Annotated in this window: 27 protein-coding genes; 20 read left to right on the top strand and 7 right to left on the bottom strand. The window is 42.1% G+C overall.

All coding sequences use genetic code 11. From position 1 onward, the window contains the following. The first annotated feature begins 94 nt into the window (after positions 1-94). Together FG28_RS05320 and FG28_RS05325 are read left to right on the top strand one after the other, a co-directional pair. Positions 95-478 (top strand): hypothetical protein, encoded by a 384-nt coding sequence (locus FG28_RS05320; RefSeq protein WP_036380555.1) that lies wholly within the window; start codon positions 95-97, stop codon positions 476-478. A 47-nt stretch (positions 479-525) separates the two neighbouring features. After that, positions 526-1,140: an SMI1/KNR4 family protein gene (locus FG28_RS05325; RefSeq protein ID WP_051947187.1), complete on the top strand. Its 615-nt coding sequence runs from the start codon at positions 526-528 to the stop codon at positions 1,138-1,140. 9 nt (positions 1,141-1,149) lie between these two features. Here FG28_RS05325 and FG28_RS05330 read toward each other — a convergent pair whose 3' ends face one another. After that, positions 1,150-1,623: a thioesterase family protein gene (locus tag FG28_RS05330; protein ID WP_036380557.1), complete on the bottom strand. Its 474-nt coding sequence runs from the start codon at positions 1,621-1,623 to the stop codon at positions 1,150-1,152. 116 nt (positions 1,624-1,739) lie between these two features. Here FG28_RS05330 and FG28_RS05335 point away from each other — a divergent pair, with 116 nt between their 5' ends. From FG28_RS05335 to FG28_RS05390, 12 genes are all read left to right on the top strand, one after another. Continuing rightward, entirely contained in the window at positions 1,740-2,717 is a 978-nt protein-coding gene (locus FG28_RS05335) for a nitronate monooxygenase family protein (protein ID WP_036380559.1), read from the top strand. A 53-nt stretch (positions 2,718-2,770) separates the two neighbouring features. After that, positions 2,771-3,772 carry a bestrophin family protein gene (locus FG28_RS05340; RefSeq protein WP_036380561.1) on the top strand — a complete coding sequence of 334 codons (1,002 nt, stop codon included), beginning with the start codon at positions 2,771-2,773 and terminating at the stop codon, positions 3,770-3,772. Continuing rightward, a complete protein-coding gene (locus FG28_RS05345) occupies positions 3,772-4,731 on the top strand; it encodes a YheT family hydrolase (protein ID WP_036380563.1) in 960 nt (319 codons plus the stop codon). Before FG28_RS05340 ends, FG28_RS05345 begins: the two co-directional genes overlap by 1 nt. A 118-nt stretch (positions 4,732-4,849) precedes the next feature. Continuing rightward, complete coding sequence (locus FG28_RS05350) at positions 4,850-5,332, top strand: cytochrome c (RefSeq protein ID WP_036380564.1); 483 nt, start codon at positions 4,850-4,852, stop codon at positions 5,330-5,332. A 69-nt stretch (positions 5,333-5,401) separates the two neighbouring features. After that, the gene (locus FG28_RS05355; RefSeq protein ID WP_036380566.1) at positions 5,402-5,779 is read left to right on the top strand and encodes an ester cyclase; all 378 of its coding nucleotides are present in this window, start codon (positions 5,402-5,404) and stop codon (positions 5,777-5,779) included. Positions 5,780-5,781: 2 nt separating this feature from the next. Beyond that, positions 5,782-6,492 (top strand): hypothetical protein, encoded by a 711-nt coding sequence (locus tag FG28_RS05360; protein ID WP_036380568.1) that lies wholly within the window; start codon positions 5,782-5,784, stop codon positions 6,490-6,492. A 96-nt stretch (positions 6,493-6,588) separates the two neighbouring features. Then, the gene (locus tag FG28_RS05365; RefSeq protein WP_036380570.1) at positions 6,589-7,008 is read left to right on the top strand and encodes an META domain-containing protein; all 420 of its coding nucleotides are present in this window, start codon (positions 6,589-6,591) and stop codon (positions 7,006-7,008) included. Next, positions 7,005-7,829, top strand: coding sequence for an META domain-containing protein (locus FG28_RS05370; protein WP_051947188.1), 825 nt, complete (start codon positions 7,005-7,007; stop codon positions 7,827-7,829). Before FG28_RS05365 ends, FG28_RS05370 begins: the two co-directional genes overlap by 4 nt. A 1-nt stretch (position 7,830) precedes the next feature. After that, positions 7,831-8,322, top strand: a complete 492-nt coding sequence (locus FG28_RS05375; protein WP_051947189.1) for a hypothetical protein — start codon at positions 7,831-7,833, stop codon at positions 8,320-8,322. Positions 8,323-8,333: 11 nt separating this feature from the next. After that, positions 8,334-8,687: a YciI family protein gene (locus FG28_RS05380; protein ID WP_036380572.1), complete on the top strand. Its 354-nt coding sequence runs from the start codon at positions 8,334-8,336 to the stop codon at positions 8,685-8,687. A gap of 99 nt (positions 8,688-8,786) precedes the next feature. Continuing rightward, on the top strand, positions 8,787-9,269 hold the full coding sequence (locus tag FG28_RS05385) for a YciI family protein (protein WP_036380574.1): 483 nt from the start codon (positions 8,787-8,789) through the stop codon (positions 9,267-9,269). A gap of 9 nt (positions 9,270-9,278) precedes the next feature. Next, a complete protein-coding gene (locus FG28_RS05390; RefSeq protein ID WP_156102209.1) occupies positions 9,279-9,881 on the top strand; it encodes a DinB family protein in 603 nt (200 codons plus the stop codon). A 6-nt stretch (positions 9,882-9,887) separates the two neighbouring features. Here FG28_RS05390 and FG28_RS05395 read toward each other — a convergent pair whose 3' ends face one another. Both FG28_RS05395 and FG28_RS05400 read right to left on the bottom strand, forming a co-directional pair. Then, positions 9,888-11,414 (bottom strand): SulP family inorganic anion transporter, encoded by a 1,527-nt coding sequence (locus tag FG28_RS05395; RefSeq protein WP_036380576.1) that lies wholly within the window; start codon positions 11,412-11,414, stop codon positions 9,888-9,890. Positions 11,415-11,496: 82 nt separating this feature from the next. After that, complete coding sequence (locus FG28_RS05400) at positions 11,497-12,462, bottom strand: phytanoyl-CoA dioxygenase family protein (protein ID WP_036386196.1); 966 nt, start codon at positions 12,460-12,462, stop codon at positions 11,497-11,499. Between the two features lie 138 nt (positions 12,463-12,600). Between FG28_RS05400 and FG28_RS05405 the strand changes: the two genes are divergently transcribed. Next, positions 12,601-13,443: an AraC family transcriptional regulator gene (locus FG28_RS05405; RefSeq protein ID WP_036380578.1), complete on the top strand. Its 843-nt coding sequence runs from the start codon at positions 12,601-12,603 to the stop codon at positions 13,441-13,443. A 95-nt stretch (positions 13,444-13,538) separates the two neighbouring features. Here FG28_RS05405 and FG28_RS05410 read toward each other — a convergent pair whose 3' ends face one another. Continuing rightward, a complete protein-coding gene (locus tag FG28_RS05410) occupies positions 13,539-14,459 on the bottom strand; it encodes a hypothetical protein (protein WP_036386197.1) in 921 nt (306 codons plus the stop codon). A gap of 124 nt (positions 14,460-14,583) precedes the next feature. Between FG28_RS05410 and FG28_RS05415 the strand changes: the two genes are divergently transcribed. After that, complete coding sequence (locus tag FG28_RS05415; protein ID WP_036380579.1) at positions 14,584-15,585, top strand: NAD(P)H-dependent glycerol-3-phosphate dehydrogenase; 1,002 nt, start codon at positions 14,584-14,586, stop codon at positions 15,583-15,585. Here FG28_RS05415 and FG28_RS05420 read toward each other — a convergent pair. Genes FG28_RS05420 through FG28_RS05430 form a run of 3 tightly spaced genes read right to left on the bottom strand, consistent with a single transcriptional unit; the run spans position 15,582 to position 17,922 of the window. After that, positions 15,582-17,249: a glycerol-3-phosphate dehydrogenase/oxidase gene (locus tag FG28_RS05420; protein ID WP_036380580.1), complete on the bottom strand. Its 1,668-nt coding sequence runs from the start codon at positions 17,247-17,249 to the stop codon at positions 15,582-15,584. The genes FG28_RS05415 and FG28_RS05420 overlap by 4 nt on opposite strands. Before the next feature lie 6 nt (positions 17,250-17,255). Further along, positions 17,256-17,564, bottom strand: coding sequence for an antibiotic biosynthesis monooxygenase (locus FG28_RS05425; protein WP_036380581.1), 309 nt, complete (start codon positions 17,562-17,564; stop codon positions 17,256-17,258). A gap of 1 nt (position 17,565) precedes the next feature. Beyond that, positions 17,566-17,922 carry a hypothetical protein gene (locus tag FG28_RS05430; RefSeq protein ID WP_036380582.1) on the bottom strand — a complete coding sequence of 119 codons (357 nt, stop codon included), beginning with the start codon at positions 17,920-17,922 and terminating at the stop codon, positions 17,566-17,568. Positions 17,923-17,981: 59 nt separating this feature from the next. Here FG28_RS05430 and FG28_RS05435 point away from each other — a divergent pair, with 59 nt between their 5' ends. The 4 genes from FG28_RS05435 to FG28_RS05450 all read left to right on the top strand — a co-directional run bounded on the left by FG28_RS05435 (position 17,982) and on the right by FG28_RS05450 (position 20,234). Further along, on the top strand, positions 17,982-18,506 hold the full coding sequence (locus FG28_RS05435; protein ID WP_036380583.1) for a CvpA family protein: 525 nt from the start codon (positions 17,982-17,984) through the stop codon (positions 18,504-18,506). A 188-nt stretch (positions 18,507-18,694) separates the two neighbouring features. Beyond that, entirely contained in the window at positions 18,695-19,204 is a 510-nt protein-coding gene (locus tag FG28_RS05440; protein ID WP_156102210.1) for a CAP domain-containing protein, read from the top strand. A gap of 116 nt (positions 19,205-19,320) precedes the next feature. Further along, positions 19,321-19,863 (top strand): 3-hydroxyanthranilate 3,4-dioxygenase, encoded by a 543-nt coding sequence (locus FG28_RS05445; RefSeq protein WP_036386199.1) that lies wholly within the window; start codon positions 19,321-19,323, stop codon positions 19,861-19,863. Next, entirely contained in the window at positions 19,863-20,234 is a 372-nt protein-coding gene (locus FG28_RS05450) for a DUF1304 domain-containing protein (protein WP_036380584.1), read from the top strand. Before FG28_RS05445 ends, FG28_RS05450 begins: the two co-directional genes overlap by 1 nt. Positions 20,235-20,258 lie beyond the last annotated feature (24 nt).

Below are 20,258 nucleotides of genomic sequence, written 5' to 3' on the forward strand. Positions count from 1 at the left end.
GTTTTGGGCATTTATCAATCCATCCACAGAGTTTTCGTGTTTGGACCATAGATTGCATCTGTAATTGGCCACCATAGTGCCGAACAACAACAGTATGAATCTATTGCTACTTTGTGGAATTGCCATTGGATTTCTCCTATTCCTTGCCCTTCTTTGGTTTGAAAAAAAACTGATGAAAGCTTTTGAAATAAATCCACTGTTGGAATTAGGATTACTATACCTTGGTTTTCATTTGCTCCCAGATTTGGCAAATGATTTTCTTCCAGCTTCTTGGGGTATAAAGCAAATTGACACACCCTTTCAACTTGAGGGTTCGCTAGGTTTTCTCCTGCGTTTAAACAAGCCCACAATGTCTATGGTAGATGTTGCATTTGCTGTTTTTATATTATGCATATTAGTTCGCTTCGTTTACGTAATTGGCGGTAAAAAAGCTATGTGGGGAAAGCTGGGCAATAAAGAGAACAAGGATACCTTATGACCAATACTCCTAATTTCCATCAAATTGGTAGAATCAAAAAAAAGCTGATGGGGGCTAAACAGATTGATAAAGATTGCTTGGTCTTTGGAGCAAGTGCACACAAGTACCAAATACACCCTCCGGCTCCCATTTCCCAAATCAAAGCCTTTGAATCAACTTACAGAATTTCCCTCCCTGAGTGCTACCGTGCTTTTGTACTCCATATTGGAAATGGGGGGACATCATACCAAAATTCCGGGGCAGGCCCCTACTACGGAATCTACACGCTTGGAGATCACTTGGATGCATTGGTCTACGGAGACCCAAAAATATTCCTTAAAAATGACTGTCGGCTTTACCCCAATATGACAGATGCACAATGGAAAAATCTGACCAAAATCTTGGATGAAGATGGTCTTTCTGACAAAGTCTATTATGAAGAGTTTGCCAAAATCTTCGGAGGAATCTTGCCTTTGGGGTCACAAGGGTGTACCTATGTTCATGGACTTCTTCTCAATGGCCCGCACAAAGGCAAAGTTGTAAATCTAGAAATGGCCGCTGAAAGTAAACCAAAGTTTGCGCCAGGCAACAACTTTTTGGATTGGTACGAGCGTTGGCTGGATGAAATTATTTCCGGAAAATTAATTAAAAGGTCGTCAAGTTGGTTTGGGTATTCCAAATAGGACAAAATCTTAGAGATCCTTCGGAATTTGCACAAACTTACGGGTATCTGCCTTGGTCAAAACCTTAAAATCCTCAGCCTTTTCCATGCGCCCAAAAGCTGCTAGGAATTCTTCGGGCAACCCAATCAATTTTCGTTCTTTTAAATCAATCCAAGCGCCCATCATTTGGCAACGGGCAAAATTTTTGCCTTTGCTATCATAAAAATCGTGCACAAATTCAAAGAACATCCCATCTTCGCTCATTCCCTTAAATCCCAAGGAAACCTTCACGGGCTTTCCAGCAAACACTTCCTTAAAATAATACATGTGTTCATAAAAAACTACAGGACCAATATTGTGTTCGGCCATACTCTTTTGGTTAAATCCCAATTGCCCCAAATATGCCATTCGGGTATGGCTCATAAAGTTGATATAGGCCGAGTTGGCCAAATGGCGATTGGCATCCAAATCGCTCCATCGAATCTCAAATTCCTTAAAAAACATAGTGGTTATTTGTTATGCATGCATAATAGATGGCAAAAATACCATAGTTTTATAAACTGATTCCAATGAAGTCCTATTATTAATTCTATTTTTAGACATAGTTTAACACAAAGTCCATGAACCAAAAAGCCGAATTCATCAAAGACCTATCATTACCCGTTATAGCCGCCCCCATGTTCCTCATATCCGGTCCAAAATTGGTGGTGGAATGTTGTAAAAATGGTATTGTTGGAACTTTTCCCGCCCTTAACCAACGTACCAGTGAGGGGTTTGAGGAATGGCTCATCCAAATAAAGACAGAACTACAGCAATTCGAGCGAGAAACCGGTAAAAAGGCCGCTCCTTTTGGGGTAAATCTAATTGTACACCCTACAAACCCAAGGCTGGAGGCCGATGTAAAGCTCTGTATAAAGCATAAGGTTCCCTTGGTGATCACTTCGCTTGGAGCGGTGAGCATGGTGGTGGATGCGATTCATAGGTATGGCGGGGTTGTTTTTCATGACATTATTAAAAAACGCCATGCGGAAAAAGCCGCTGAAGCAGGAGTGGATGGTTTAATTCTGGTTTCAGCTGGGGCAGGTGGCCATGCGGGAAACATCAATCCCATGAGTTTGGTGACCGAAGTGAAAAAGTTTTTCGACAAAACGATAATTCTTTCGGGATGCATCAGTAATGGAAGGGATATTGCATCGGCAATGCAAATGGGTGCGGATTTGGCCTATATGGGCACCCGTTTTATAAATACCGAAGAGAGCAAAGCCACGGACGAGTATCGAAAAATGATCATTGAGGCCGGTGCCAGCGATGTGGTCTACACCGCTGCTATTTCCGGAGTACATGCCAACTTTTTGGCTGCCAGCTTAAAGGCTGCCGGAATTTCAGAAGAGGATTTGAAAAAAGATCGGAAAATCGATTTTGGAAAGGAACTCGATACCGAAGCCAAGGCTTGGAAAACCATCTGGTCTGCAGGGCAAGGGGTGACCTCCATTGATAACGTACTGCCCGTTTCAAAATTGGTTGCTGAGCTTAAAACTGAATTCAAGACTGCCATTGAAGAGCAGTCCAAACTTTTGGAGACCTTCCCAAAGGATTGATCGCGGTAACTTTTCTTTTGTATTTTGTCAAGGTATAATCAACAAACACTGCCATGTACATCAAAAGAAATATCAGCTGGCACATTATTCTACGCTACGCCTGGAAAAATCTTATTTTTTTCGTGCTTTATGCCGGCATCATTTTTTATCTCTATGCTACTTTGGGTTGGACACATATCGATATTCCTTTCCAGCCCCTTTCGGTAATAGGTATTGCCGTGGCTTTCTATATTGGCTTCAAGAACAGTCAAAGCTATGACCGTTTTTGGGAAGGTCGAAAAATATGGGGCGGTATCGTCAATTACTCACGTACTTGGGCCAATAACGTGCTAAGTTTTGTGGAGAACGACCGTAATGCCCAAATTACATTGATTTACCGGCATATTGCTTGGATCAATGCACTTCGAATTCAACTGCGCCAGCCCAACAGTTTTTCCATAAAGGAAAACCGCGCCGTGGAGCGTTTGTTTGATAAACATGGAGAACGAAATCCTGCTTGTGATGGAATGGATTTGCTGCTATCCCAAGAAGAAATAGCCAATCTGGAGAACAGAAAAAATGTGGCCACCCACCTCATTAAAAATCAAGGTCTACAGCTTAAGCAATTATTGAAAGCTGGAAAAATAACAGAATTCGACAAACAGGTCTTGCACAATAATTTAGAGGAAATGTATAATCTTCAAGGTATGTGCGAACGGATAAAAAACACTCCCTTTCCGAGACAATATGCTTATTTCAGTACTGTTTTTACGTGGATTTTTATTCTTTTGCTCCCATTTGGGCTGCTCAATGTGTTTGAGACTCAACTTCAAAACCTTAATGAAATGCACAACTGGTGGTACCTTGGGCTAATGGTTTTCTTTTCTGTTTTGATTTCATGGATTTTTACCACCATGGAAAAAATTGGAAGCAATAGTGAAGACCCTTTCGAAGGGCGCATCAATGATGTACCCATGACCGCTTTGTGCCGTACTATAGAGATAGATCTTCGGGATATGTTGGATGAAACCAATCTGCCCGAAAAAGTACAACCCCAGCATAACATATTGTATTAATGCCTCTTATTTCATCCCATTACGCCCCACCACTATTTTTTAAAAATGCACATTTGGCCACCATTTACTGTGGTCTATTTAGAAAGGTCGAAGGGGTTGTCCAAAAGCGGGAACGTTTAACGTTGTCAGATGCTGATTTTTTGGATTTGGATTGGAGTGAATCCGTTATCCCAACTCAAAAATTGGTCATTTTGCTCCACGGTTTGGAAGGTGATGGGCAACGACCCTACATCACAGGAAGTGCCAAACTTTTCAACCAAAAGGGTTACGATGCCTGTGCTGTAAATTATCGGGGGTGTAGTGGCGAGACCAATAAACGCTACCGTTCGTACCATTCCGGTGTTACGGAGGACCTCAAGGAAGTAATCGACCACATCTTAAAAACAAAGGACTATTCGGAGATCTTTATTAAGGGCTTTAGTCTAGGCGGAAATCTAGTCTTGAAATATCTAGGTGAAGAAGAAGCTCTTCCGAAGGAAATAAAAGGAGCCGTTGCTGTTTCCGTACCCTGCAATTTGCACAGTTCGTGCCAACAACTTCTAACCTTTAAAAACATATTGTATGCCATCCGTTTCAAGGGAAATTTGATTGGCAAGCTCAAACAAAAACAAGTCTTGTTTCCAGAGTATATCACAGATTCTGACATCAAAAAAATCAAGACCCTTAAGGATTTTGACGATATATACACCAGTAGGGCCCATAATTTCAAGGATGCCCTGGATTATTACAAACAATGTAGTTCCCTGCAATTTTTACCGAACATTAAAGTGCCGAGCCTTATTGTAAATGCACTCGATGATTCTTTTTTGGGTACGGAATGTTATCCTTTTGCCGAAGTGGAACAAAATCCAAATCTATATATGGAGACCCCTAAATATGGTGGACATGTTGGTTTTTGGGGCAAGAAGAATATAACCTATACAGAGAAAAGAGCTTTGGAATTCTTTGATGATCTGTAAGTTGAATCTCTCCGAAAGGGAGACCGTAACATCTAATACAAAAACTACTATAAAATTAGTCCTCAATTACCTATATTAGTAGCTGCATTTAACACAAACTACAACAGAATTGATCAAGATGAAAAAAATACTCCTTTTCGTGGCATTGGGAGCCCTTGTGGCCAGCTGTGGCGGAAAAAAAGAAGAGAAGAAAGATGATGGTTTTGAAGTAAGCCGCACAAAAACTGAAGAGACAAAGACCCAAACCAGCGAAGGTGTGCCTGTGGATTTGGACAACAAAGGGGTCGGCCCCATTGAAAATGTGGCTTTCGCCGCTGAAATTGATGAAGAAATGGCCGCTCGAGGCAAGGCTAAGTTCGAATCTATTTGCGTTGCCTGCCACATGGTGGACAAACGTTTGATTGGTCCTGCAATGCAAGGAGTCTATGAGCGTAGAAGTCCAGAATGGGTCATGAACATGATCTTGAACCCCGATGGTATGCTCAAAGAGGATCCCATTGCAAAGGCGTTGTTGAAAGAATACAATAATGCGATCATGCTCAACCAAAACCTTACCGAAGAGGAAGCAAGGGATGTGGCCGAGTACTTAAGAACACTATAATTACCAAACATACATCTTTGAAATGCTGTTGTTTTACTTAAAAGCAACAGCATTTTTATTTTTACGAATATGGATTTAGCGGCAAACAAAAACAATGCAATAGCCTTCTATAAAATGGCCTTTGAAGGGAATCCCCGGGAAGCTGTTGAAAAATTTGTCGGGGATGTCTATATCCAACACAACCCAGATGTCGCGGATGGAAAGGAAGGTTTTATTTCTTATTTTGAGAAAATGCAACGAGAATATCCCCACAAATCCATTGCTTTTGTACGTTGCATCGCCGAAGGCGATTTAGTTGCCCTTCATACACACCAAACTTGGCCAGAAAACGATGAATACGTAACTATGGATTTTTTCCGCTTTGATGACAATGGAAAAATCTGTGAACACTGGGATGCCATTCAACAAATACCAAAAACAGCTGCACACTCCAATAAAATGTATTGATCATGAAAAAAAATGTCCTAACACTGATCGTTTTTGTTCTTACCATATCCTTTTCCAAGGGGCAAGACCTTAACGGAGCATGGCAGTCAACCGTCACCAACAACAAAGGTGTTTCTGTCCAATATGTGACCATAGTATCTGGCGGTTACTTTTCGCTGGCCATTTTTGAAAAAGAAAACGGTAAGTTTATAGGCACCAAGGGCGGTGCCTTATCCGCTGAAAATGGATTACTTACCTATACCCTGGAATTTACCTCTATTGATCCTGATTTGGTAGGCACCTCAGATAGTCTTCCTTACACCTTTACTGGAGACAAGCTACATGTAGATGATAAAGTTTGGTCCCGTTTGGATGATGGCTCCCCAGGCGATTTGGCAGGAGCATGGTTAATATCAGGCAGGAAGCGTGATGGTGAAATTGTGATGCGTGATACCTCGGGACCTCGAAAAACCATGAAAATTTTATCCGGGACCCGCTTTCAATGGATTGCTTACAACATCGAGACAAAGCAATTTATGGGTACCGGCGGAGGAACCTACACCACCATAAATGGCAAATACACAGAAAATATCGATTTCTTTTCCCGAGATGACACACGGGTCGGGGCAAGTTTGCAATTTAATTATGAGCTTGTGGATAACGACTGGCATCATTCCGGATTGAGCAGCAAAGGCCAACCCATTTATGAAGTCTGGAGCAAAAGATTGGAATAATTGGCTTTCTTATCCATTTATTAACCTGATTGATTGAGGATTACATCGTAATTTTTTAGTACTTTTCTGTACCATTAACTAAAATTTTCTGCACAAATGAAGCCTTCAATCATCCTTCTTGTAAGCATCCTGATTTTGGTTTGTTCATGCAATCCAAAGCTGGACAACTCTGAAGCAGTTTTCAACACCACCTGGGAATTGGAATACATGTCTGGTCCACGCATTGCTTTCGATGGACTTTTCCCTGAGAAAAAACCACAGATCACTTTCAACAAAGAAACCCACCAAGTTACTGGCACTGATAGCTGCAATGGCTATTCCGCCGACTTTGAATTGGATGAGAATTCCATCTCGTTTGGAGAACCCGGCCCTACCACCATGATGTTTTGTGGAGGAGGGGAAAGACAATTCCTAAATATGATGCAAAAGATTGATGGGTACATCATTCAAGATGGTGAACTCAATCTTATGGCTGGCGAAGTTCCCATGATGCGCTTTAAAAAAGTGGAACAATGAAAAATATACTCCTGTTAAGTTGCGCCGTATTGCTGTTTTTCGGTTGCATTGAAAAAAAGAAGGAAGAAACAGCCGAGCCCGAAGCTACAGAAGAAATTACGCCAGATACCCTTCAAACAGAAGAGAAAAAGCGGGAAATGGAGCCAATTGCCATGAAAATTGACGGCAGTTACTTTAAGGCCACTGGAACCGAACCTTTTTGGGGACTCAAAATCTATGACAACATGGTGCAGCTTCAGACCATGGAGGACACCATAACCACTCCTCCTTCGGAAGCCATTAAAGCACAAGACTCCAACATAAAAATGTTCCGAATCCAGACTGAGGCCACTCAAATGGATGTTATCATAGCCCATAAAGAATGTACCAATGCCATGTCTGGTGAGGTATCCCCTTACACGGTAACCGTTTCTTATAAAAATACCGGTGGAGATGAAACCGTAGTATACGAAGGCTGTGGATCTTACATAACCGATTACAGGCTTCACGATATCTGGGTGTTGGAAGAAATGAACGGTGCCATGGTCAGTAAAGAAGAATTCGGCGGCAAGGATTTGCCCAATATGGAAATCAATATCAACAACAATCGCTTTTCAGGTTTTTCGGGGTGCAACCGAATGACCGGAGGCCTTTTCTACGAAAAGGATGTACTGCGATTCACCCAGGTGGCCGGAACCAAAATGGCCTGTCCCGGTATGGACAAAGAGTCGGAGTTTTTACAGCACCTTCAAGCCAGCACAACATATTCCATCTCAAACAACAGACTGTACCTTTCCAATGGCAATCAGGAAAATCTGCTTGTTTTTAAAAAAATAGATTGATATGAAAAAGATAGCGTTTACCTTCTTCTTATTTGTGTTGATTGCCAGCTGCAAAACCAAAGAAGAAAAAGAATCCAATGGTTCTAGATCGGATACATCAACAGAAATGTCTGAGGAAAAAATGGAAACCCAGTCCCCAATTTTGGAAATAGGCTGTTATATGTATGAGGGGAATGGCAACAAAATCAGTTTGGAGCTAACCGATATATCCAACACCGTACATGGAAACCTGGATTATGCCCTAAAAGAAAAAGATGCCAGCACCGGAACCTTTGCCGGAACGCTACATGACAGTATGCTCATTGGCAGTTACACATTTGCTTCCGAAGGGATGGAAAGCACTCGCGAAGTAGCTTTTTTGGTAAAAGATGACCAACTGATTGAAGGCTACGGCGAATTGGATGAAACTGGAACAGCTTTTAAGGACAAAAGTGCGTTGAGTTTTAGTTCTTCGATGCCATTGCGTAAAACCGATTGTGACTCCGAACTGTAATTTCCGATAGTATGAAATATGTTTTTTTGTTGCTCCTTTTGCCGTTTTTTATGAACGGTCAGGAAAGTGAAAAAGAAAAGTCTCATTTTGTGGCATTGTACACGGTAGGATCCCTTTGGGATATGGACAAAACACCCAATGATCAACCCTATTTTAAGGAACATTCCGCTTTTTTGTCCAAATTGAGAAAAGAAAATACCATAGTCATGGGTGCTCGGTACAGCGATACCGGCATGATCGTCCTTGAGGCCATGGATTTGGAGTCCGCCAAAAAAATCTTGTTTGAGGATATAGCGCTTCAAAATAAACTGTTCAATGTAGAGGTGCATCCGTTAAATGTTTTTTATAAGGGATGTTTTGATTGAGGAAACTGCATTTTCACCCCTGTTTTTTGGCAAAAAAACGGTTCTGTTTTGATTTTCAAATAGTTAATTTTGATGGATAGGCCACTTAAAACAATCGATATGAACCCAAGACTTATTTTCCTTTTCTTTTTGCTCAGTTGTTTTTTGACCCGTGCACAATCTGAAACTGAAAACACTACATCCAAAGAAATAGGATACAATGCAGAAAAAGCCAAAAAATATGGTGCGGACGATTATGGCATGAAAAAGTACGTCTTTGCTTTTCTAAAAAGAGGGCCAAACCGTGACCTTTCCAAAGAAGAGGCAGCAGAATTGCAGGCTGCCCATATGCAGAACATTGGCAAAATGGCGCAAGAAGGAAAATTGGTGCTCGCTGGCCCATTTTTTGGCAACGATGACCTGCGAGGAATTTATATTTTTGATGTGGCCTCCGTTGAGGAAGCTAAAATGCTCACGGAAACCGACCCTGCCATACAAGCCGGAAGCTTGGTGATGGAATTGAAAGAATGGTACGGTTCTGCGGCACTCAAGGAAGTTAATGAAATTGGCCTTACCCTTGCCAAAAAATCAATCGTGGACTAAAACCCTATTATGAAAAACCTTTTCTACATAAAACTTATCGGTTTTACTTTCTTATTTACCTTAGTTGTGGAATTACAAGCACAGAACATGGAATTGCCCTATCATCAAATTCCAGATTATCCCGAAACCTACACCGCAGGTAATATGGCAGCCCGTATGATCGATGGATTGGGGTATCGTTATTATTGGGCATCGGAAGGGTTGACCCAAAACGATTTGGATTATAAACCTTCAAAAGAAGGAAGGAGTACCATGGAAACCTTGCAACATATTTATGGCTTAACCATCAATATTGTCAATGCCACCACGGGTACGCCCAACACAAGAAGGGATTTAACCGCATTCTCGTATGAAGAGCTCCGCCAAATGACCTTGGGGAATTTGAAGACGGCAAGTGATAGTTTGCTGGGAAAATCTTCCGATGATTTAAAAGAATTCAATATTATTTTTCAGCGTGGCGACCAACAGACGGTGCTTCCGTTTTGGAATTTGATCAATGGTATGATTTCGGATGCTATTTATCACACCGGGCAGGTTGTTCTAATGCGCAGGACCAGTGGAAACCCACAAAACCCCAACGTAAATGTGCTGTTGGGCAAGACAAGGGAGTAAACTTATTTACTTATCCACTACAACCTTGTAAGTAGGATCTTCCAAAACGTTTACCTCAATAATATCATCGGCATTCGCCAATAATCGTCTACAGTCGCGGCTCAAATGCTTCAAGTGTACTTTTTTGCCCACTTTTCGGTAGCGTTCGGTAATTTTGTTCACCGCTTCAATCGCCGACATATCCACCAATCGGCTCTCGGCAAAATCAATTACTACTTCATCCGGGTCGTTCAATACATCAAATTTTTCTGCAAATAGTGTGGTACTTCCAAAAAACAGCGGGCCGTATATTTCGTAATGTTTAACTCCATCCTCATCAATCTGTTTTCTGGCCCGGATGCGTTTTGCATTGTCCCACGCAAACACTAATGCCGAGATAATGACACCGACCAAAACGGCCAAGGCCAAATTGTGAAGGAAAACCGTTACCAAGGTCACCAAGACCATCACCAAAACATCGGATTTTGGCATACGACGGAAGGTTTTTAAGCTGGCCCACTCGAAGGTTCCCAAAGCCACCATGATCATCAATCCTGTAAGTGCCGCCATGGGCACCTTTTCAATCAGGCCGGAACCGAACATGATGAACACCAAAAGCATTAACGCAGCAAAAATTCCTGAAAGTCGGGCACGAGCACCATTGGAGGTGTTGATCAAACTCTGTCCGATCATGGCACAACCGCCCATCCCTGAGAAAAATCCAGAAAGAATATTCGCTGTTCCCTGGGCAACCGCTTCCTTGTTTCCACGACCACGAGTCTCGGTGATTTCATCCACAATGTTTAAGGTCAATAAGCTTTCAATCAAACCAACACCCGCCATAATTGCCGCAAATGGGAAAATTATCTGCAACGTTTCCCAAGTAAAAGGAAGATCGGGAATATGAAAAGGAGGAAAAGTTCCTTGAATGGAAGCAATATCCCCAATGGTTCGCGTATCCAATCCAAGGAAAAACACAATTCCGAACACCAAAAGAATGGCGGCCAAAGAGGCAGGAATCACCTTTGTTAATTTGGGAAGTCCCCAAATCACCACCATGGTCAACAATACCAATCCCAAGAAAATGTACAGGGTACTTCCGCTCAACCATTCGCCATCCACGGTTTTGAACTGACTCATTTGCGACATGAAGATGATCACCGCCAAACCATTGACAAATCCAAATATTACCGGATGGGGTACCAAACGCATCAATTTTCCCAAACGAAGCAATCCAGCGGCCATTTGTAGAAGTCCTGCCAAAATCACTGTGGCAAAAACGTATTCTACCCCGTACTGCTGTGCCAAACTTACAATGACCACGGCCACTGCCCCGGTGGCGCCAGAAATCATCCCGGGCCTACCTCCCAAAATTGAAGTCACCAACCCCATAACAAAAGCGGCATATAATCCTGTTAGGGGTGAAAGTCCAGCGATAAACGCAAAGGCTATCGCCTCTGGAACCAAGGCAAGTGCTACGGTTAAGCCCGATAAAATTTCTGTGCGATAGTTTACCTTTTGTGAAAAATCAAAAAGGTTGAGGTACTTTTTCATGGCTTCGTTCTTGAAGCGGGCAAAAGTAGCATTATTAAATGCAAGACCCTAATGGACTGGAAATTTTTAAGGATTTGACAATCTACCAGTTAGTCAGCCCCAATAGCTTTTCGCCAAGTGGACTTAATTTTGCGGTTTCGTATTTGGTCTGTTCCCATTTTCTGGGATCACCGGGAAAGGCATAGCCTTCTGGAGCTATTTTATTTTTCCATGAATTGATGCGCCATTCTCGCATTTCCTCATTGTCTTCCTCTGCGGGCATCATAGAAATGTACTGCGCAATTCGCACTTTATTTCCAGATTTATTGGGTCGGATGCCGTGCGGTTGGGTACTGTTAAAAATAAGAAGGTCACCCGCTTCCAGTTTCACTTTCACAATTTTGTCTTCCAATCCTGTTACATCGGGCTGAAAATGGTCTCGGTCCTCGGGTTGGGTCAATTTCCATGAATCGTAGTTTCGGTACAACCAAGGTATGCATTGAAAGCCTCCCATATTCTCATCGGTTTGATCGGCAAGGGCCAATACCCCCTGCACATTTTGAGGTCTGGTCTCCGGGTCGTAGTCCCAATGGATGAACCCTTTTTTGTTCTCTCCCGGACGTTGGGGCATATTCAAGTTGGCACGATCTATGGTCACCCAAAGCTTTTCCGTCCCCCAAATGTCCACAAATGCGTCGTATACTTTTTGTGTTTGTCTGTTGTTCCATAAATGTTGATTGTTATACACTTCTACCATTCCAGTTCCGGTAAGTTCTTTCATTTTCATTTCTGCACGGGGAGGAGCGTACCAAGTTTCTGGATTGTTCGGGTCTTTTTCATCAAACTCCCATAAAAAATCGGCGGTTGCCTTGGCCTGCTCTTTTGGAACGGCATTTTTGATTACGATGTACCCGTTTTCCATCCAAAACGCCCAGTCCTCTTCAGACAGTATTCGAAGTGGTTTGCCATTGGACCTATCATTAAGATTTGTTTTGCTACTGGTGGCCGTTGAAGGATTTCCGGGAATTGTTTCATGGGCCTTATTGGCCATTTCTACTTTTTGCTGCATCATATTTCTATTTTTTTAGTTGCACAATCGATACTCCAAAACTATGGGAACTGCGAAGTGGTTTCTACCCTAACATTGACCAATATTTGAATTATATTGATTTTTATTGGTTATTTTTAAAATAAATTAGGCAATAGAATGAAAATTCAACTTGAAAACATACAGCCCAGCGACAAGAGTTCTTTCCATTTATTGCACAATCCCAAGTTGAACGATCTCTTTTTCTGGCATTTTCATCCCGAGTTTGAATTGGTCTATATTGAGGGTGCCAACGGGAAACGGCATGTAGGGCGGCACACCTCCAATTATCAGGGCAGTGATTTGGTTCTTATCGGTTCCAACATTCCTCATTTGAATTTTGATTATGGGATAAAAACGGAATACCATAAAGAGGTTTTGCACATAAGTGCCTCTTTTAAGGAAAAGGTTTTTACCGAAATCGAGGAACTGGAAGATGTGTATGGACTGTTGGAAAAATCGCAGCATGGAATCGCTTTTTATGGGGACACCAAAAAAGCTGTGGGCAACATCATGAAGCAATTGCAAGCTATGAATCGGTTTGAGCAATTCCTTAAAATTTTACAGCTGCTGAAACTATTGGCAAAAAGTGATGAATTTACCCTTTTGCACCAAAACCCCATCATAAATGATAAAGCCAACAAACAACAAGAACGATTGCAAAAGGTATATTCCTATATTGATAAGAATTATTCCAAAAAAATAGCACTAGATGCCATTGCTGCATCGGTCAACTTGGGGAAGGAAGCTTTTTGTAGGTATTTCAAGAAAAGTACAGGAAGTACCTTTACACATTTTTTAAATCAGTATCGCATTACACAGGCTAAACGATTGTTATTGACGGGCAGAAATGTTGGGGAAACCTGTTACGAGTGTGGTTTTGAGAGTTTATCCTATTTTAACCGGACTTTCAAAAAAATAAGTGGAGAGAACCCTTCAGATTACAAAAAGAGAAAACACTAAAAAAGAACCGCCCCAAACTGGAACGTTTGGGGCAGTTCTTAACTAAATAACCAACCAAAAAACTTGTTTGTATAGTCGCAGACTCTACTATTTCCTTACATTTTTCTTTGTCGGGCAACATCCATGACAGGATTCTTCGTCTTCACCCTCTTTTTGCCGGTTCCATCACCCGATTTCAAGTACTGCTGAAACCCTATTCCAGTGAACTCGTAAACTGTTCCGCTGGACACGTGGTACAGCTCAATAGTACTGTCATTTATAACGTATATTTCAAAATAATCATTGCCCAAGTAGTCATAATCGAGTGTTAAAGTTTTCAGGGTAGCGTCATTGGCCACATCAAACACTTCATAATCACCTTCATAGTCCCATTGTAGATTTACCAATGGGGTTCCAGAAAGATCAATGGAAGATCTGAATGTACCTCCATTGGCATCAAAAAACTGCAGGAAATTCTCCTCATCGAACTCGTTTATAGCCCCCTCTTCACTCACATACGTTTTCTCCCAAACTTGATATTCCTGCAAGAAATAGTGAATGTTGTCATAAAAGACCAAATCATAATCAAAGGTGCTTCTTTGGTATCCTCTAAGCAAGTACGAAGTATCAGTGTTTGGGTCGTACAGCTCCAAGGTATTGTTGTTTACGGTATATACATCCAACAGCCAAAGTCCATCCACATCATGGTCCACTTCCACTGTTCCACTATAGGTTCCATAGGTCCCCACATCAATACCGGTGCCGTTGCCTGTTTTTCCGATACCTACCAAGTTATTGTTGGCATAGACCACACCTCGGTCAAAAGAAATGGTAAAGGCTCGTTGCAAAAAGGGAACTTCCCCATTTCCTTGGGTAGCATTAATATCGATGTACCAAAGATCATACGATTCCAAAACCAAAGCGGTATTTATGGGAGACGCTTCTATATAATCGTCATCCACAATAACCTCGGTGTAACATGAACTCGCCAAAAAGCCTATGAATAAAATTCCAAAAAGTAGTTTTCCATTTTTCATAATCGAGGTTTTAATATTCACCTTGTATAATCCAAGCACCGTGCCAAAATTTATAACTTTTTGATAATCAGTATTTAACAAAGGGAGTGATATATTTTTTAGCTTTGCGGACAAAATGATGTGCATGGAAAACAAACTTAGGTTTGGTGTTTTTGGTGGAGGAAGCTGGGGAACGGCTCTGGTTAAAATGTTGTCGGAGAACATGGATACCGTTGGATGGTACATGCGGAATGAATCTGCCATTCGGCACATTTTAAAGGAAGGACACAATCCCAACTACATCAGTTCAGTGGAGTTTGATGTGGAAAATTTGATTTTGAGCCATGACATCAACGAAATTGTGGAGGCTTCAGATGTGTTGATTTTTGCCATCCCGTCCGCTTTTTTGGATGCCGAGCTCAAAACCTTAACCGCTTCCCTTGAGAACAAGATTGTTTTTTCGGCCATTAAAGGGATTGTCCCCGAAACTGGGCTTATTGTTGGGGAACACTTTCATAACCATTACAACATCCCCTTTAAAAATATTGGGGTCATTACCGGGCCCTGTCATGCGGAGGAAGTTGCTTTGGAGCGCCTATCCTATCTCACTATTGCCTGTGCCGATGCCAGCAATGCCAAATTGGTGGCGCAAGCTTTGAAAAGTGATTACATCCGCACCAAAATTTCGGATGACATTATTGGTACCGAATATGCCGCCATGCTGAAAAACATTTATGCCATTGCTGCCGGTATTGCCCATGGTCTTGGGTATGGGGACAACTTCCAGAGTGTGTTGATGAGCAACGCCATACGTGAGATGAAGCGTTTTATTGATAAGGTCTATAAAATGAAACGGAACATCAACGCTTCGGCCTATTTGGGCGATTTGTTGGTGACCGGCTATTCCACTTTTAGTAGAAACCGCTTGTTTGGCAATATGATTGGCAAAGGCTATACCGTAAAAAGCGCCATGATGGAAATGAACATGGTGGCCGAAGGGTATTATGCCACCAAAAGTGCCCATTTATTGATGGCCAAATTGGAGAAAAAATCCAAAACTCCCATCATCAATGCAGTGTACCAAATACTCTACAAAGAAAAAAATCCAAAAAAGGTATTTGAAAAGTTGATAGATAAATTGGATTAACCCCTATCCAAAGAAAAATTGGAATGTTCTTTCAGCTGTGCATCCAATTCCTTGGAAAAGGCTTTCATTTCTTCCGCTGAATAGTTGTACGCTTTTTGGAACTCCTCAAAAACGGGTTTGTTATACTTCCTGACGCTATCAATATCAAAATAAAGTCGGCCTGTGCGTCTAATAAAGAAATCCAACGGATGCAATGCCATCTCGTAGGCCATGGCAAATTGTGCCTCGGCCCTAATCATCCGTTCATGCACATCGGAACCTGTAATCGCTGAATAATGTTCCAAAATAGTCTCGGTCTGTTTGCCATAGGTGGTCACCAAATACCAAGCATCGTATTCCATAAAACCGCTATCCTTTATACGATCAAAAAGTTGGGCAATATATTTTTTTACGTGCTTGAACTTTTTAAAGTCACTGCCGCACAAGGGTATCTTGTCCGTAGTACAGGGCTCCAATTCCAGACCGTGGTCTTCTTCCATGCTTCGCGCTATTCGGTTCACGGTTCGCTCCGCCATTTTTCGATAGCCTGTCAACTTTCCGCCAGCAATGCTTACCAGTCCGGTTTCGGAAGTAAAGATTTCATCCTTTCTGGAAAGTTCTGAGGCCGATTTTCCTTCTTCGTGAATCAAGGGACGTAAACCTGCCCAAGAGGAAATAATGTCGTCCAATTCCAAATTAATTTCTGGGAACATATGGTTCACGGCCGATATCAAATAAATGGCATCGGCTATATCAGTGGTCACATGGTCTTTATCCAAATTGAAGTTGGTGTCCGTGGTACCAATATACGTTATCTTACCCCTGGGAATTGCAAACATCATCCTACCATCCGGAATATCAAAATAGACTGATTGTTGCACGGGCAATTTTTCCTTTGGAAAGACCAAATGGACGCCTTTTGTCAAGTGCAGCCGTTTACCTCTTTTGGAATGATTGATAGATCGAAGCTCGTCTACCCATGACCCCGCTGCATTGATCACATATTTTGAAGAAACGTTGAACTCATCACCAAACACCTCATCCTTAAATCGCACCCCTGCCACTCGTTCATTCCCATACACAAAATCGGTGACTTTGGCATAGTTTAGGACCTGTGCTCCAAACTGAAGGCTTGTCTTGATGTTTTCAAGTGTGAGTCGGGCATCATCCGTTCGGTATTCGGCATAATAGCCCGCTCCGTTCAATATTTTCTTGGGCAGCAGCGGTTCCAATTTCAAAGCTTCCTTTTTCTCCAACATCTGCCGTTTATCATCCCCGGAAACTTGGGCCAAAATATCGTACACTTTTAGTCCGATGGAGGTAAGCCATTTTCCGTAGGAACCACCTTCAATCAAGGGCAACAACATTTTTTCAGGAATGACCAGATGGGGTGCCAATTTGTGCACAATGGCTCTTTCGGAGCCCACTTCCTTCACCAACCAAAAATCGAACTGTTTTAGGTATCGGAGCCCACCATGAATCAGTTTGGTGGATTTGCTACTGGTGCCCGAAGCAAAATCACCCTTTTCCAACAACAAAACCTTGAGACCTCGCGACGAGGCATCCAGAGCAATGCCTGCTCCGGTGATTCCTCCCCCAATGACCACAAGGTCAAATTTCTCCTTTGCAATCTTTTGAAGGGTCTCTTTTCGGTTTAGGTTTGAAAAAGAAATGTTCCCGTCCATACTTTTCTATTTGGTGAATTCATATTCGCGTTCCACTTTGCAGATTCGGACCTTATACCACGAATACCATTTTTTAATGCCATTTTTTTGTGCCTCTCTGTGGTCCATGTTGGCTTTCCAGTTGGCAATGGCCTCCAAGTTCTCCCAGTAGCTTATGGTGACCCCCAATCCGTCCCTGGCGCTTTCAAAATCCAAAAAGCCCGGTTGTTGCCTTGCCAATTGTTCCATTTCAGCGGCCATTTGGCCGTAACCATTGTCGCCATCAGTTCGCGTACTGGTGAAAATGACGGCATAATACGGTTTTTGTAGCTCCATATTAATTAATGTATTCCTTTTCCAGAAAATAATTTACCACGGCTTCCTTCATCAAAACCGTTTGCTCGCCCGCTTTTAAGGGAGGCAATTGCTCTTTTATCTTGTAATGGGGCCAACCTTCATCATCAAAAAAATCAAAATTGTAATAGCCATACGGTTCCAACAGCCTGCAAATGGCAATATGCATTAGATTGATTTTTTCATCCTTTTTGAAGTTTCTGTGAAAATTGCCCAGTTCCTGGACCCCAACCAAATAAATGATACCATCCATTTCCAAAGGGTCACCATCGGAAAACTGTGCGGACAATTTTTCCACCAAAAGTTCCCACCGTTCCTTTAATTTTTCGTCCCTAGCCATGTTCTTGATAAGAATTCCAAAGGTACAAATCAATATTCTATATTTGTTAAAACCCGTTTATGAGCTTTTTAGATATTGTTTTGGGAATTCTATTGGTCTGGGGACTGTACAAAGGCCTAAAAAATGGGCTTTTTGTGGAAATTGCCTCCTTGGCGGCCCTAATTGCCGGGATTTACGGCGCCATACATTTTTCTTATATCACTGGAGATTATCTCTCGGAACGATTAAACTGGAGCGACCAATACATTAAAATTACCGCTTTTCTTATCACTTTTTTTGGTATTATCCTGCTTGTGAATTTTGCCGGGAAATTCTTGACCAAAATTGCCGATTTTGCCATGCTCGGACTTTTGAACAAGATTGCAGGCGGTATTTTTGGGGCACTCAAGGTGGCCATCATCTTAGGTGCCATGCTCATTTTTTTTGAACGACTTGCCACACCTCTGAACCTCATCAACGAAGAGACCAAAAAGGAGTCTGTCTTCTACGAGCCCTTAAGGGAAATTGGGGCGTTTGTTTTTGCCCTGGCACTCGAAGAGGAAGAAGAACAAAATCCTCCGCCCTCAAATATGGAGGTCATATAAAGTGTGCGTTTTTTCCGATGAACGTATTCTCACCGTATTAAGAAGTATGTATTGACCTCCTACTCATGCAATTCAACGTAAGAATTTGCCTTCCATGGACATTATGCGGTCAAGGTAGACTCCTCCACTAGATTAGCCATCAGAACACTTGGGATTGTTAGAACCGGTCCCTGAAAGTACCCCGAAAGATGAAAAAATTATTTGGCACATTATTGGCCGTTGGCCTAGCGTTGGTTGTTAGTATGTGCAGTACAACAACCATTGAAGAAGAACAAGACTATACCGAAGCCCAGTTGGGAAATGAAAAAGTTACCGTTGACCCTGTTTCAATGGAGGAGGAGCTTTTGGATTTGGTGAACGACCATAGGGTTTCCATTGGAAAAATTGTACTACAAGATAGTCAGTCTTCCTATAAATATGCCGAAGAGCATAACCAATACATGATTTCCCATAATAAATTAAGCCATGATAATTTTGAGGACAGGGCAACCCAAATAGCGGCAGAAACCAATGCTGTGAGTGTTTCGGAGAATGTGGCCCGGTATTATTCCTCAGCGGAAATAATATTGCAAGCCTGGCTCAACAGTAGCTCACACAGAGCGGCAATGGAAGGGGATTTTACCCATACCACCCTCAGCGTACAATTGGACAAAGATGGCAGACCCTATTACACGCAGATATTCCTGAAAGTGGAATAGCACACCAGACACATTTATTTACATTCGTGAAATAGCCCCAGCAAACTGGGGCTATTCTTTTTGCAAAATCTATGTTTCCACAAAGGTTTTTTTTACCTTTCGTAAAAGATTGGATTATGGCGATACAGGCACCTTTTAACCTGAACAAATGGATTGAGGAAAATCGGGATACCCTAAAACCCCCGGTTGGCAACAGAAACTTATACAAGGATGCCGACGATTATATTGTTATGATCGTTGCCGGCCCCAATGCCCGAAAAGACTATCACTACAACGAAACGGAAGAGCTTTTTTATCAATTGGAAGGGAATATTGAGGTCCATATTCAAGAGGATGGCAAAAAAAGGACCATGAAATTGGGTCCTGGTGATATGTACCTACATCCGGCAAAAGTTCCCCACTCCCCGGCTCGCCAAGAAGGCTCCATTGGCCTAGTGGTGGAACGAAAACGAGCGGACATGAAAGTGGATGATGGCTTGTTGTGGTTCTGTGACAATTGCAACCATAAACTTTACGAAGTGTATTTCACTTTGAATGATATTGAAAAGGATTTTCTGGGCCATTTTAAACACTTCTATGGTTCTGAAGAATTACGTACCTGTGACAATTGTGGAACAGTGATGCCCGTAGATGAACGCTTTATGGCCAAAGACGAATGATGCTTCTCCTAGCTAAAATAATAGTAATCATTGTGGCCTTGCTCCACCTCTATTTTCTTTGGTTGGAGATGTTCGCATGGACCACAAAGGCCAAAAAAGTGTTTCGACAATTTCCCGAGCATTTGTTTGAACCCACAAAAACCCTTGCCGCCAACCAAGGCTTGTACAATGGCTTTTTGTCCGCGGGATTGATATGGTCATTGCTCATCCAAGATGCCAAATGGCAGATGTATGTAGCACTTTTCTTTTTGGGATGTGTTGCCGTTGCCGGCATTTATGGTGCTGCTACAGCCTCAAAAAAAATCTTTGTGGTACAGGGGCTTCCTGCCTTGATCGGGATTGCATTGCTTCTCCTCCACCTTTTCCTCTAAAACACATTATCCCATCAGGATTAT

Origin of the sequence: Muricauda sp. MAR_2010_75 (assembly GCF_000745185.1) — a bacterium.
Classification (GTDB): Bacteria; Bacteroidota; Bacteroidia; order Flavobacteriales; family Flavobacteriaceae; genus Flagellimonas.